The sequence below is a fragment of the Streptomyces griseicoloratus genome (assembly GCF_014534645.1).
In the GTDB taxonomy this organism is placed as follows: domain Bacteria; phylum Actinomycetota; class Actinomycetes; order Streptomycetales; family Streptomycetaceae; genus Streptomyces; species Streptomyces griseicoloratus.
Genome location: NZ_JACVQF010000181.1, coordinates 20396 through 33052, shown reverse-complemented (window position 1 = coordinate 33052; position 12657 = coordinate 20396). Strand labels below are relative to the sequence as shown.

The following is a 12657-nucleotide window of genomic DNA, read 5'->3' as shown; positions in this document are numbered from 1 at the left end:
CTTCAGCGTCGGCGTACGGCCAGGAACCGCACCGGTGTGCCCGGTACCGCCTGGGCCGCCGCCGCGAGGCAGGCGGCGCGGACGACGGCGATCACCGGGTAGCCGCCGGTCGTCGGATGGTCGGCCAGGAACACCACCGGCCTGCCGTCGGGGGGTACCTGGACCGCCCCCAGCACCATGCCCTCACTGGGCAGTTCGCCCGGGCGGACCCGTTGCAGGACGGGGCCGTCCATGCGCAGCCCGATGCGGTTGCTCGCGGGCGACACCCGGTACGGGCGCGAGGTGAACGTCCGTACCGCCTCGGGCGTGAACCAGTCGTCGCGGGGCCCCGGCGTCACCCGCAGTACCAGCTCGGCCGGTGGTGCCGGCTGCGGAGCGACGTCCACGCGCGCGTGCGGCGCGCGTGGACGCCCCAGGGGCAGTACCGCGCCGTCGGTGAGGGGTGGCGGTCCGAGCCCCGACAGCAGGTCGGTGGAACGGCTGCCGAGCACCGGCTCGACGACGATGCCGCCGGAGACGGCCACATAGCTGCGTACGCCGGAGTCGGCCGCTCCGACGTCCAGCACCGCACCGGCCGGGACGTCGACCGGCGCCGCCCAGGGCACCGGACGTCCGTCCACCGTCACCCGGCAGGGGGCCCCGCCGACCGCCACGGTGACCGCGGAGCGCGGGCGCAGGGCACAGCCGTCGAGGGTGGTCTCCAGCACGGCGGCCTCGGGCCGATTGCCGACGAGCCGGTTGACCAGGGCCGCCGCCGGGGCGTCGAGCGCGCCGGAGCGCGGCACGCCGAGGTGGGCGTGCCCGGGGCGGCCCCGGTCCTGGACCGTGGTCAGGGCCCCGGCCCGGACGACGGCGAGCGCACGGTCCGTCATCACGCCTCCACCGCTCTCGCCGGCCCCACGGGAACGAACCGCACGCGCGTGCCCGGCGACAGCAGGGCCGCGGGCACGCGCGTGTGGTCCCACAGCACGGCGTCCGTGGTGCCGATCAGCTGCCAGCCGCCCGGGGAGGAGCGCGGGTAGACGCCCGTGTACGGACCCGCCAGCGCCACCGAACCGGCGGGGACGGCCGTGCGCGGCGTGGCCCGGCGCGGGACGTCGTACCGCGCGGGCAGTCCGGTCAGGTAGCCGAATCCGGGCGCGAAGCCGCAGAAGGCGACGTGGTACTCGGTGCCCGCGTGGATACGGGCCACCTCCTCCTGCGCCACTCCCCAGTGCGCGGCGACGTCGGCCAGGTCGGGGCCGTCGTAGCGCACCGGGATCTCCACGACGTCGCCCGCGCGCGGGGGAGCGGGCGGCACCTCGGCGGCGGTCAGTTCGGACGCCAGCCGGTCCGGGTCGGCGAGGCCGTCGAGGAGGACCGTGCGGGCGGCCGGGACGATCTCCCGGACCGTCAGCGAGCCCTCCGCGCGGCGCCGCAGCAGCTCCGCGTGCAGCGCCTCGGCCTCGTCGCCCGAGGAGACCTCGACCAGCAGGGCGTCGTCGCCGACCGGCAGGACGTTCACGCGAAGGCCTCCACCCGGACGCCCGACGCCTCCAGCCGCTGCCGGACCCGGCGGGCCAGGTCCACCGCGCCGGGCGTGTCGCCGTGCACGCACAGGGACCGTGCGCGTACCTCGACGCGTGCCCCGGAGCGGGCGGTGACCGTGCCCGACAGGGCCAGGCCCACCGAGCGCTCCACGACGGCCTCCGGATCGGCGACCACGGCGCCCTCCCGGCCGCGCGGCACCAGCGTGCCCTCGTCGGTGTACGCGCGGTCCGCGAACGCCTCCCGGACGGCCGGCAGACCGGCCTTGCCGGCCAGCTCCAGCAGACGCGAGCCGGGCAGGCCGAGCACGGGCAGCGCATCGCCCGCCAGGAGCACGCCCTCGACGACTGCGGCGGCCTGCTCCGCGTCGTGCACGACGCGGTTGTAGAGGGCACCGTGCGGCTTGACGTACGCCACGCGGGCGCCCGCCGCGCGCGCGAAGACCTCCAGGGCGCCGATCTGGTAGGCCACCTCGGCCGCCAGCTCGTCGGGCGGCACGTCCATCGCGCGCCGCCCGAAACCGGCCAGGTCCCGGTAGGAGACCTGGGCGCCGATCGTGACGCCCCGCCCGGCCGCCAGCTCGCACACCCGCCGCATGGTGGCCGGGTCCCCGGCGTGGAAGCCGCAGGCCACGTTGGCGCTGGTGACGACCGAGAGCAGGCCCTCGTCGTCGGTGAGGCGCCAGCGGCCGAAGCCCTCGCCGAGGTCGGCGTTGAGGTCGATCGAGGTCATGTCTCCAGTGTCTCCGGTTTCCGGCTCCCCCAGGGTCTCCCCGCGCCCCGTCACACCACGCGGTACTGCTCGTCGCGGGCGTCGGTGAGGAACATCTGCCCCGGCGCGTGGGTGATGGCGAAGGGCGGGCGCGAGGCCATGACGGCCGCCTGCGGGGTGACCCCGCACGCCCAGAACACCGGGATGTCGTCCGCCTCGGCGTCCACCGGATCGCCGAAGTCGGGCCGCCCCAGGTCCTCGATGCCGAGTGCCGAGGGGTCGCCGCAGTGCACGGGACCGCCGTGCACCGCGGGCAGCAGACTGGTCTCCCGGATCGCCGACGTCAGGTGGCGGGGCGGCACCGGGCGCATCGACACCACCACGGGGCCGTGCAGCCGGCCCGCCGGACGGCACTGCCGCGTGGTGACGTACATCGGTACGTTGCGGCCCTGTTCGACGTGGCGGAGCGGGACGCCCGCACCGGCCAGCGCCCACTCGAAGGTGAAGCTGCAGCCGATGAGGAACGACACCAGGTCGTCCCGCCAGTGCGCCCGGACGTCCGTCGGTTCGTCCACCAGGTCGCCGTCCTGCCACACCCGGTAGCGCGGCAGATCGGTGCGCAGGTCCGCGCCGTCGGCGAGCGCCGTCGACCAGGAGCCGGCGTCGGTGACGTCGAGGACCGGGCAGGGCTTGGGGTTGCGGGTGCAGAACAGCAGCATGTCGTAGGCCCAGTCGGCGGGCACCGAGATCAGGTTGGCCTGGGTGCGGCCGGCCGCGACCCCGGCCGTGGGACCCGACAGACCGTCCCGGAAGCGGGCACGGGCCGTTTCCGCGCTCCACGCGTGCGCGTGCTCGTCGAGGAGGGCGATCGGCCTGTCCCCGGCCGTGCGGTGCTCGGCCGCGTCGTGTGTGGACTTCACGCCAGTTCCCTTCCGCGTGTCTCCGGCAGCCCCAGCAGTGCCAGCGCCGCGATGCCGTAGCCGATCGCGCCGAAGACCAGCGCGCCGCCCACGCCCCAGCTATCGGCCAGGAAGCCGACCGTGGTGGGGAAGACGGCGCCCATGGCACGTCCGGTGTTGTACGTGAAGCCCTGACCGGTGCCGCGCACCGCCGTCGGGTACAGCTCGGCCAGGTAGGAACCGAATCCGCTGAAGATCGCCGACATGCAGAAGCCGAGCGGGAAACCGAGCACCAGGAGCAGGGTGTCGGCGCCGCTGGGGATGTTCGCGTACGCCACGATGCAGACCGCCGACAGCAGGGCGAAGAGCCGGATGTTGCGCTTGCGTCCGAGCAGGTCGGTGAGCCAGCCGCCGGTGAGGTAGCCGATGAAGGCGCCGGAGATCAGGAACGTCAGGTATCCGCCGGTGCCGACGACCGACAGGTCCCGTTCGGTCTTGAGATAGGTCGGCACCCAGGTGGCCAGGGTGTAATAGCCGCCCTGCACGCCCGTGGAGAGCAGACCGGCGAAGAGCGTGACGCGCAGCAGCCCCGGTGCGCCTGCCGTGCCGGGCCTGAAGATCGCCGCGAAGGAGCCCTTCACGGCGCTCTTCTCGCGGGCCGCGGCCGCCTCGGGGGCGTCGTGCACACGGCGCCGCACCCAGACCACGAGCAGCGCGGGCAGCGCGCCGGTCCAGAACATGATGCGCCATGCCAGGTCATCGTCGACCAGCGAGAACACCACGGTGTACACGATCGCGGCCAGCGCCCAGCCCACGGCCCACGAACTCTGGACGGCACCGAGGGTGCGGCCCCGGTGCCTGGCGCTCGCGTACTCGGCGACCAGGATCGCGCCGACCGCCCATTCGCCGCCGAAGCCGAGGCCCTGCAGCGCCCGGAAGACCAGCAGCGTCTCGTAGTTCGGCGCGAATCCGCACGCCACCGTGAACACCGCGTACGTGATCACCGTGACCAGCAGGGCCCTGACCCGGCCGACCCGGTCCGCCAGCACGCCCGCGAGGGCGCCGCCGACCGCCGAGACGACCAGGGTGACGGTGGTGAACAGGCCGGTCTGGCCGCTGTCCAGGCCGAAGTAGGCGGCCAGCGCGACCATGCTCAGCGGGAGCGTGAAGTAGTCGTAGGAATCGAGGCCGTAGCCGCCGAAGGCGCCCGCGAAGGCGCGGCGGCCGCGCGGCCCCAGGGCGCGCAGCCAGCCGAACGCGCCGTCGTCGGCGGGGCGTCCGTCCGTGACCGTGCGTTCGTCTCCGGTCAGGGACCGCGGTGGAGGGGTCGTGCTCATGGGCACCTCGCAGTGGGAGGACGGAGGGTGCTTGTGGGTGAGCCGGATCCAGCACGTTGCGAGCACCGTAGAGGATCGTTCAACGATCCCTCAATACTCATGTTGTTTCGTCCTTGTGTCTGCGGTTGAATTCCGGGCATGGCAGAGCAGCTGACGGGACTGGCCGACGACCGCGCCCTCCTCGGGCGGACCAGTACGGCCGAGCGGGTCTCGGACATCCTCAGAAGCCGGATCGCCGAGGGGTACTTCCCGCCCGGCACCCGGCTGTCGGAGGACAGCATCGGCGGCGCGCTCGGCGTCTCCCGCAACACGCTGCGCGAGTCGTTCCGGCTGCTCACCCACGAACGCCTGCTCGTCCACGAACTGAACCGGGGCGTGTTCGTCCGCGTCCTGACCGTCGAGGACGTCGAGGACATCTACCGCACCCGCTCCCTCGTCGAGTGCGCCGTCGTGCGGGGTCTCGGCGAGCCGCCCTACCGCATCGGGGCACTCGCCGAGGCCGTGGAGGACGGGCGGCGGGCGGCCGGCGAAGGTGACTGGAAAGGCGTGGGTACCGCCAACATCCACTTCCACCGGGAGCTGGTGGCCCTCGCCGGCAGCGAACGCACCGACGAGCTGATGCGCAGCGTCTTCGCCGAACTGCGCCTGGCCTTCCACGTCGTGGACGATCCGCGGAGCCTGCACGAGCCGTACATCGCCCGCAACCGCGAGATCCTCCAGGCGCTCCGGGCCGGGGACCGGGAGGCGGCCGAGCGGCTGCTCGCGGTGTACCTCGCCGACTCGCTGGAGCGGGTCGTGGAGGTCTACCGGCGAAGGGTCGGGGACGAGGGCTAGGGCCTGTCCGGCCGCACTCCCGCCGTCCGCCCGTGGGCGCGCCCGGCGCCCGTACTCGCCGCCGGCGGGGGCGGCGACGGGCTCCGGCGGGTCGTGCCCGGGGTCTTCGCGCGGCCGGTGCTCCGTGGTCCGTCCTGCGCCGTTTGGGTTGTTGTCAGACCGAGGACCTAGTCTGTGCACCGTGACTTCGCCTGCATCGACGGACAGCGTTCCGCCCCAGCTCAGCGCGGGGCCGCGCCCCGCACCGGGCCCGGCCGCCGACGAGGGACTGGCGCGGCGGCTGCGCGCGCTCGCCTGCACCGCGCCGCTGCACGACCTCGACGCGCGCAAGGCCAACCTCGCGGGCGAGTACTCGGTCTACGGCATGGCGGAGGTCGCCCTCGCCGCCATCGACCTCGTCACGCTCAACATGGACTTCGACACGGGCGCCGACCACGACCAGATCGTCGCCCGGCTCATCCCGCGCGTCGCCGCCCAGGCCCCGCAGCGCCCCGCCGCCGAGCACGAGCGGGTGGCCCGCTGGGTCCTGGAGAACCTGATCAACGTCGGCAGCGTCGACCGCGGCTTCCGCGCGGTGTACGGCACCTTCGGACCGGACGGCACGTACGTGCGCCGCGACTACGACTTCAAGCTGATCGAGGAGGTCCCCGGCCCCGGCGGCACCGTCTACCTCCGTACGACGGACGAGGCGGTCAACGTCCTCGTCGGCGCCCTCGACACGGACGTCACCAGCGCCCAGATCGCCGCAGAGGTCAAGCTGGAGGTGCTGATCAGCCGCGGCCGGCTCGCCGACGCCCAGCTCGCCGCCGAGCAGGCCCGCTACCGGACCGTGCAGTACTCGGAGACCCTGCGCAAGGCCCTCGACGCCACCCGGCGCAACGTCCGCGCGGTGGACTGGCTGCGCGCCGTCCCCGACATGATCGCCGAGGCCCTGGAGCACGTCGCCGACCGGTACCGCCACGAGAACGCGATCCTCACCAACATCCGCAAGGCGCGCGACGAGTCCGAGGAGCCCGAGCACAAACGCCGCGCGGCCGAACTCGTCGACATCGTCAAGGACTGCATCCGCCGGCACACCCAGCTCCAGTCCCGCCTGCTGGAGGCCGGCCCGCTCTTCCGCGCCGAACAGGACCGGCAGGCCTTCGCCGCGCCCCTGGCGACCTCGGGCCTCGACCTCTACGGCCACCTCCTGGCCCCGCTCCTCCCGCTCCCCCTGGAGCACGCGACCCGCGTCACCGACGCCTTCTTCGCCCAGGGCACCGGGCTGCGCACCCCGGTCTCCGTCCGGGTCGGCGACCTCGTCGACATCCTGCTGACCCCGCCCGTGGAGCGGGAACACCTGGGCGCCGAGATGCCTGAACCCGACCTGATCGCCACGCCGGACGACAGCCGCTTCAGCGAGGAGCAGCTCGCGGCGGCCATGGAACTGCTCGACCTGCCGCACGACGCGCCACGCCGCCTGTCGGGACTGCTGGCCGACGCCCGCGCACGGGACGCCGACCTGCCCTACCTCGTCGCCCTGCTCGCCGTCCACGCGGCCAGCCCGCCGGTCGGCACCGCCTACCGGCAGGGCGAGCGGCAGCTGCTGTTCGCCGTGGACGACGGCACCGAGCTGGACGACCCCGAATTCGGCGGCGCCGACCTCATCGTGGGCACGGCCCTGCTGGACGCGGCCGGCATGGCGGCCGACCGGACGGAGGCCGCGTGAGCCTGCGCCCCCTCAGTACGTACGAGCACCGACGCACCAAGGAGCACCGACCGTGACCGAGCACGTCGACCGGAGCGAACCGGAGACGGGCGCCGCACCGGCCACCGCGGCCGTCACACCCGCCGACGCCGCCGACGCGGCGCGGCTCGTCGCCTTCGGCCTCCAGCCCAAACTGCTGCCCGCCCGCGACCAGGAGTACGCCGACCTGCTGCGCCGGTACCGCGAGGACCCGTCCTTCGCCCGGCTCTCCGACGCCGTGGCCGCCGGGCTCGGACTGGTCGTCCTGGAGGTGTCCCCGCGCGCGGGCATGGCCGTGACGGCGGCGGAGGACTCCGTCTTCGCCGTCCGCATGGGCGACTACGCGCGCCGCGCCTCCACCGACTCCGGCGACCGCTTCCTGCACGGACTCGCCCATCTCGCCGTCGCCGCCATGGCGTTCCCGCGCCCCGAGGACCTCGCCGACGACGGCTACATCGGCCGCGTCACCGTCAACGGCGTCGACGCCTTCGTGCGCCAGGCCTGCCGGCGCCTGGAGGAACGGGCCGAGGAACAGGGCGAGAACACCGACCCGGCCACCGACGCCCCGGGCCTGGAGGCCGCCTGGCGGATCTGGGCCAGACGCAGCGCGACCGGCGCCACCAAGGACGCGCGCAGACTCCCGGGCTCCACGACCGGCATCGTCGGCAAGGCCGTCGCCTTCCTCACCGACTCCGGATTCCTCCAGCGCACCGGCGACGACAGCGGCGGCACGTACCGCACGACCGCCCGCTACCAGCTCCAGGTGCGCGACATGGCCGGCAGCGCCGCCATGGCCGAACTGCTGGAGCTGGGCGTCGTCCCGGTGACCGACGGCACGCCGACCCTGCTGCCGGCCGAGGACACCGACGACCTGGAGCTGGTGGCCGACGCCGGGCTGCCGTTCCACTCCTCCTGAGCCCCACCACGCGAACCACCCCGATTTCACGAAGACTTACGAGAGTCCGCCATGTACGAGCTGTCCCGGGTCCGCCTCTACTCCATCGGGCCCGCCGGCGCACGCTACGCCGACACCGTGCTCGACCTGCGCGGTGTGGGCGAGCCCGTGCCCGACCCCGCACCCACGCAGGCGGAGTTCTTCGAGGAGGAGCCCGTCGGCCCGCCGCGCCGGCCCGCGCCCGCCGGCGTGCTCTTCCTGGAGAACGGCGGCGGCAAGTCCGTCCTGCTCAAGCTGATCTTCTCCGTGATGCTGCCGGGCCACCGCAACACCCTGGGCGGCGCCAGCTCCGGCGTGCTGCGCAAGTTCCTGCTCGCCGACGACTGCGGGCACGTGGCGCTGGAGTGGCAGCACGTGCAGACCGGCGAGTGCGTCGTCGTCGGCAAGGTCAGCGAGTGGCGCGGGCGCCAGGTCTCGAACGACCCGCGCAAGTTCGCCGAGGCCTGGTACTCCTTCCGGCCCGGCCCCGGACTCACCCTGGACAACCTGCCCGTCGCCGAGGCCACCGCCGTACGCCCGCCCGTCGAGGGTGCCTCCGGCGCCCGGGGCCGACGGCGCACCATGAAGGGATTCCGGGACGCGCTGACCGAGGCCGGCAAGGCCTACCCGCACCTGGAAGTGCACTGGGAGGAGATCCACGACCGGTGGAACGAACACCTCGGTGACCTCGGCCTCGACCCCGAACTCTTCCGCTACCAGCGGGAGATGAACGCCGACGAGGGCGAGGCCGCCGGCCTCTTCGCGGTCAAGAAGGACTCCGACTTCACCGACCTGCTGCTGCGCGCCGTCACCGACACCCGTGACACCGACGGCCTCGCCGACCTGGTCAGCGGTTTCGGCAACAAGCTGGGCCGGCGCGCCGAGCTGATCGCCGAGCGCGACTTCACCGCCGGCTCCGTCGACCTGCTCGGCCGGATCGTGGAGGCCGCCGACGCCCGCACCCGCGCGCGGGACATCCACACCGCCGCCGAACGCCGGACCAGGGCCCTGGCCCGCCGGCTCTCCGCCCGCGGCGCCCAGGAGCGGACCCGGGCCGCCGACCTCGCCCAGCGGGTCACGGCCGCCGCGTACGCCGTCACGCACGCCGAGTCCGCCCGGGACCGCAGCGCGCTCATCGCCGCCGAACTCGCCTACCGGCACGCCTCACTGGCGCTCGCCGCGGCCGAGAAGTCCGCCGCCGCGCAGAAACGCGAACTGGCCGACGCGCGCACCCTGCACTCCGCCTGGCAGGCCGCCGAGGCCGTCCTGCGCCACCGCGCCGCCGCCGACCGCGTCGCCCGCGTCTCCGCCGCCATCCAGGAGGCCGAGCGGGACGCCGCACCCGCGCTCGCCGCACGCGCCAAGGCCGCCGTCGACCTCGTCCGCGCCCTGCACGCGGCCGCCGGACGGGCCGAGAGCCACGCCAACGAGGAGGAGGAGCGGTCCGCGGCGCTCCAGGAGGTCGCCGACGCCGCCCACCGCGACTCGACCGCCGCCGCCACCGAGGCGCAGCGGGCCCGAAGCGAGGCCGGGCACCTGCGGCAGCGCCTGACCGAGGTCGAGCAGGAGACCGCCGAGGCGGTGCGCGCCGGCTGGCTCGACGACAGCGCGCCCGACGCCGACCCGGCCCGCGCCGCGCTCGCGGCCAGCGACGCCGAGAAGACCACGGTCGCGGCCTGGGACACGGCCCGTGAGGCGGCGCGCCGGGCCACGGAGCACGCGCGCGAGGCGGCCGCCGCCGAGACCCGCGCCGAACTCACGGCGGCCCGCGCGGCGGACGCGGCCACCGCGGCCGAGCGCGCCCACGAGGCCGAGCGCCGCACCGCCCAGGCGCTGGCGGCGGAGGAACGGCTCGCGGAACTGCTCGGTCTGGCCTCCGGCGGCGCACGCCCGGGGATCCCGCAGCCCCGCCAGGACTCCGACGGCGACCGGGCCGAGCCACCCCGGCCCGCCGAGGGCGCCCTCACCCCCGAGGAACTCGACCGCTTCGCCGACGAGCTGCGCGAGCTGCTGGACGACACCGTCTCCTCCGCCGAGCGGCAGCTGTTCGAGCTGCGCACCGCGGCCGCCGACGACGCCCGCATCCTCGGCGCGCTCGGCGACGGCGGGCTGCTGCCGCCCGGCCCGGACGTGCTGGCCACCGTGGAGTTCCTCGGCGAGCACGGCATCCCGGCCCTGCCCGGCTGGCGCTACCTCGCCCAGGCCGTCGACCCCACCGACCACGCCCGCGTCCTCGCCGCCCGGCCCGAGCTGGTCGACGGCGTGATCATCACCGACCCCGACTCGCACACCCGCGCGCGGGACGTCCTCGGCGGCGCCGCCCTGCTGCCGCGCTCCGCCGTCGCCGTCGGCACCGCCGCCGCCCTGCTCGCACCCACCCCGGCCGCCGGATCCGACACCGCCGAGGTCTTCCTCGTACCGCCGAACCCGGCCATGCACGACGAGCACGCCGCCGACGAGGAACGGCACGCGCTGCGCGCGCGGGCGGCCGAGCGCGACGAGGAGATCCGCACGCTCGCCGCCCGGCTCGGCAAGGACCGCGAACTGTCCGCCCGGCTCGCCTCCTGGCGCACCGGCTGCCCCGCCGGACGCCTCGCCGAACTGGCCCGCACCGCCGAGGAGGCGCGGGCCTTCGCCGAGGAGACCGAGGCCGAACTGGCCGAGGCGCGGACGGTACGGGCCGAGGCCGACGAGGCCGCCGCCGAGGCCGTGCGGGTGCGCGACGAGCGGCAGGAGGCCGCGCAGAAGGCCCGCCGCGCCGCCGACGCCCTCGCCGGGCTCGCCTTCCGGCTGCGCGAACGCGCCGGCTGGCAGGCCAGGCTGCGGGAACTGGCCGACGAGGCCACCGAGGCCGAGGCCCGCGCCCAGAGCTGCCTGGAGCGGGCCCGCGCCGCCGACGAGGACCGGCGGGCCGCCCAGCGCGCCGCCGACGACGCCCGCCGCACCGCCCGCGCACTGCGCGCCGAGCGCTCCGAGATCGCGGGCGCCCCCGACGACGTACCCGAGGACGGCGACCAGGAGCCGACGGCGTCGCTGCCCGCCCTCCGCGAGGCCTACCGGGCCGCCTCCCAGGTGTACGAGAAGGTCGGTGTCGGCGCCGACCTGCGCGCCGAGCAGGCCCGCGCGGAGAGCGACGAGAGCGCGGCCCGCGCCGAGCTGGACCGGCTCAGCAACAAGGTCCGCACCCGCGCCGAGCAGCTGCTGCAGTCGCCCGACGGCTCCGACGGGCCGTCCCGGCAGGCCGCCGCCGCCCGCGCCGAGGAACTGGTGCAGCTGCTGGAGACGCGCATGTCGAGCGCGAGCGAACAGCTCGGCCGGCTCCGCGGCGAAGCCGAACGCCACGCGCCCGAGGACGGCGACGCCCACACCGAGCTTCCCGAGGACCTGGTCCCCGGCGACGCCGAGCACGCCCAGGCCCTGTTGCGCACGGCCACGGCCGAACTGGCCTCGCGCACCGAGGCGCTGGCGCAGGCCCGCGAGGCGCACGCCGGACTGCTCGACGCGCACCGGGCCGCCGAGGACGCCGCCGGCGGCTTCGACGAGATCGCCGCCATGCTCCGTGACCTGCTGCGCGAGCCCACGCCCGAGGAGGAGCCGGAGGAACCGGAGCCGTACCCCGGCAGTCTGGAGGAGGCCCGGCAGTCCGCGGCCGAGACCCGCCGGTCGCTGCGCGGCTGCGCCGCCGACCTGTCGGCCGCCGAGGCCGCTGTGCGCGAGGCGAGCGACGTCCTCGTCCGGCACGCCAACTCCACGCGGTACGAACAGGTCCGCACCCCCGCCCGGCAGCAGATCCGCGAACTGCCCGCCTCCGCGCTGCCCGAGCACGCGGGCAAGTGGGCGGACGCCTTCGCCCCGCGCCTGCGCGTCCTGACCGACGAGCTGGCGCAGCTGGAGCGCAACCGCGACTCGATCGTGGACCGGCTGCGCGGCCTGGTCGAGTCCGCCCTCGCCACGCTCAGGTCCGCCCAGCGGCTGTCCCGGCTGCCGGAAGGGCTCGGCGAGTGGTCCGGTCAGGAGTTCCTGCGCATCCGCTTCGAGGAACCCGACCAGGCCACCCTCACCGAGCGGCTGGGCGAGGTCATCGACGAGGCGACCCGCGCCGCCGTGAAGAAGAACTCCGACCTGCGCCGCGACGGCATGTCCCTGCTGCTGCGCGGCGTCGCCGCGGCCCTCCAGCCCAAGGGCGTCGCCGTGGAGATCCTCAAGCCCGACGCCGTGCTGCGCGCCGAGCGCGTCCCCGTCGGACAGATGGGCGACGTCTTCTCCGGAGGCCAGCTCCTGACCGCGGCCATCGCCCTGTACTGCACGATGGCCGCACTGCGCAGCAACGACCGGGGCCGCGACAGGCAGCGGCACGCGGGCACCCTGTTCCTCGACAACCCGATCGGCCGGGCCAACGCCACCTACCTGCTGGAGCTCCAGCGGGCCGTGTCCGACGCGCTCGGCGTGCAGCTGCTGTACACCACCGGCCTGTTCGACACGACCGCGCTCGCCGAGTTCCCGCTGGTCATCCGGCTGCGCAACGACGCCGACCTGCGGGCCGGGCTGAAGTACATCAGCGTCGAGGAACACCTCCGGCCCGGACTGCCCCAGCAGAGCCCGGCCGGTGAGGGCGAGGCGGTGCACAGCGAGATCACGGCCACCCGGATGTTCAAGCGCCCGGCCCAGCCGACGACGACCGCCTAGCGT

Annotated in this window: 9 protein-coding genes; 4 read left to right on the top strand and 5 right to left on the bottom strand. The window is 75.1% G+C overall.

The window, feature by feature from the left end; translation table 11 throughout:
* Window positions 1-2: 2 nt before the first annotated feature.
* Genes H0H10_RS09890 through H0H10_RS09870 form a run of 5 tightly spaced genes read right to left on the bottom strand, consistent with a single transcriptional unit; the run spans window position 3 to window position 4474 of the window.
* Entirely contained in the window at window positions 3-872 is an 870-nt protein-coding gene (locus H0H10_RS09890) for a 5-oxoprolinase subunit C family protein (protein WP_188180492.1), read from the bottom strand.
* On the bottom strand, window positions 872-1504 hold the full coding sequence (gene pxpB / locus H0H10_RS09885) for a 5-oxoprolinase subunit PxpB (RefSeq protein WP_188180491.1): 633 nt from the start codon (window positions 1502-1504) through the stop codon (window positions 872-874). Before pxpB ends, H0H10_RS09890 begins: the two co-directional genes overlap by 1 nt.
* Window positions 1501-2259 carry a LamB/YcsF family protein gene (locus H0H10_RS09880; RefSeq protein ID WP_188180490.1) on the bottom strand — a complete coding sequence of 253 codons (759 nt, stop codon included), beginning with the start codon at window positions 2257-2259 and terminating at the stop codon, window positions 1501-1503. Before H0H10_RS09880 ends, pxpB begins: the two co-directional genes overlap by 4 nt.
* Window positions 2260-2309: 50 nt before the next feature.
* Window positions 2310-3158 (bottom strand): putative hydro-lyase, encoded by an 849-nt coding sequence (locus tag H0H10_RS09875; RefSeq protein WP_188180489.1) that lies wholly within the window; start codon window positions 3156-3158, stop codon window positions 2310-2312.
* A complete protein-coding gene (locus H0H10_RS09870) occupies window positions 3155-4474 on the bottom strand; it encodes an MFS transporter (RefSeq protein WP_188180488.1) in 1320 nt (439 codons plus the stop codon). Before H0H10_RS09870 ends, H0H10_RS09875 begins: the two co-directional genes overlap by 4 nt.
* A gap of 138 nt (window positions 4475-4612) precedes the next feature.
* On the opposite strand from H0H10_RS09870, the gene H0H10_RS09865 reads away from it, so the two are divergent.
* From H0H10_RS09865 to H0H10_RS09850, 4 genes are all read left to right on the top strand, one after another.
* Complete coding sequence (locus H0H10_RS09865) at window positions 4613-5308, top strand: GntR family transcriptional regulator (RefSeq protein WP_188180487.1); 696 nt, start codon at window positions 4613-4615, stop codon at window positions 5306-5308.
* Between the two features lie 181 nt (window positions 5309-5489).
* The gene (locus tag H0H10_RS09860) at window positions 5490-7016 is read left to right on the top strand and encodes a hypothetical protein (RefSeq protein ID WP_188180486.1); all 1527 of its coding nucleotides are present in this window, start codon (window positions 5490-5492) and stop codon (window positions 7014-7016) included.
* Between the two features lie 52 nt (window positions 7017-7068).
* Complete coding sequence (locus H0H10_RS09855) at window positions 7069-7950, top strand: hypothetical protein (protein WP_188180485.1); 882 nt, start codon at window positions 7069-7071, stop codon at window positions 7948-7950.
* A 51-nt stretch (window positions 7951-8001) separates the two neighbouring features.
* Window positions 8002-12654: a hypothetical protein gene (locus tag H0H10_RS09850; protein WP_188180484.1), complete on the top strand. Its 4653-nt coding sequence runs from the start codon at window positions 8002-8004 to the stop codon at window positions 12652-12654.
* The last annotated feature ends 3 nt before the right edge of the window (window positions 12655-12657 follow it).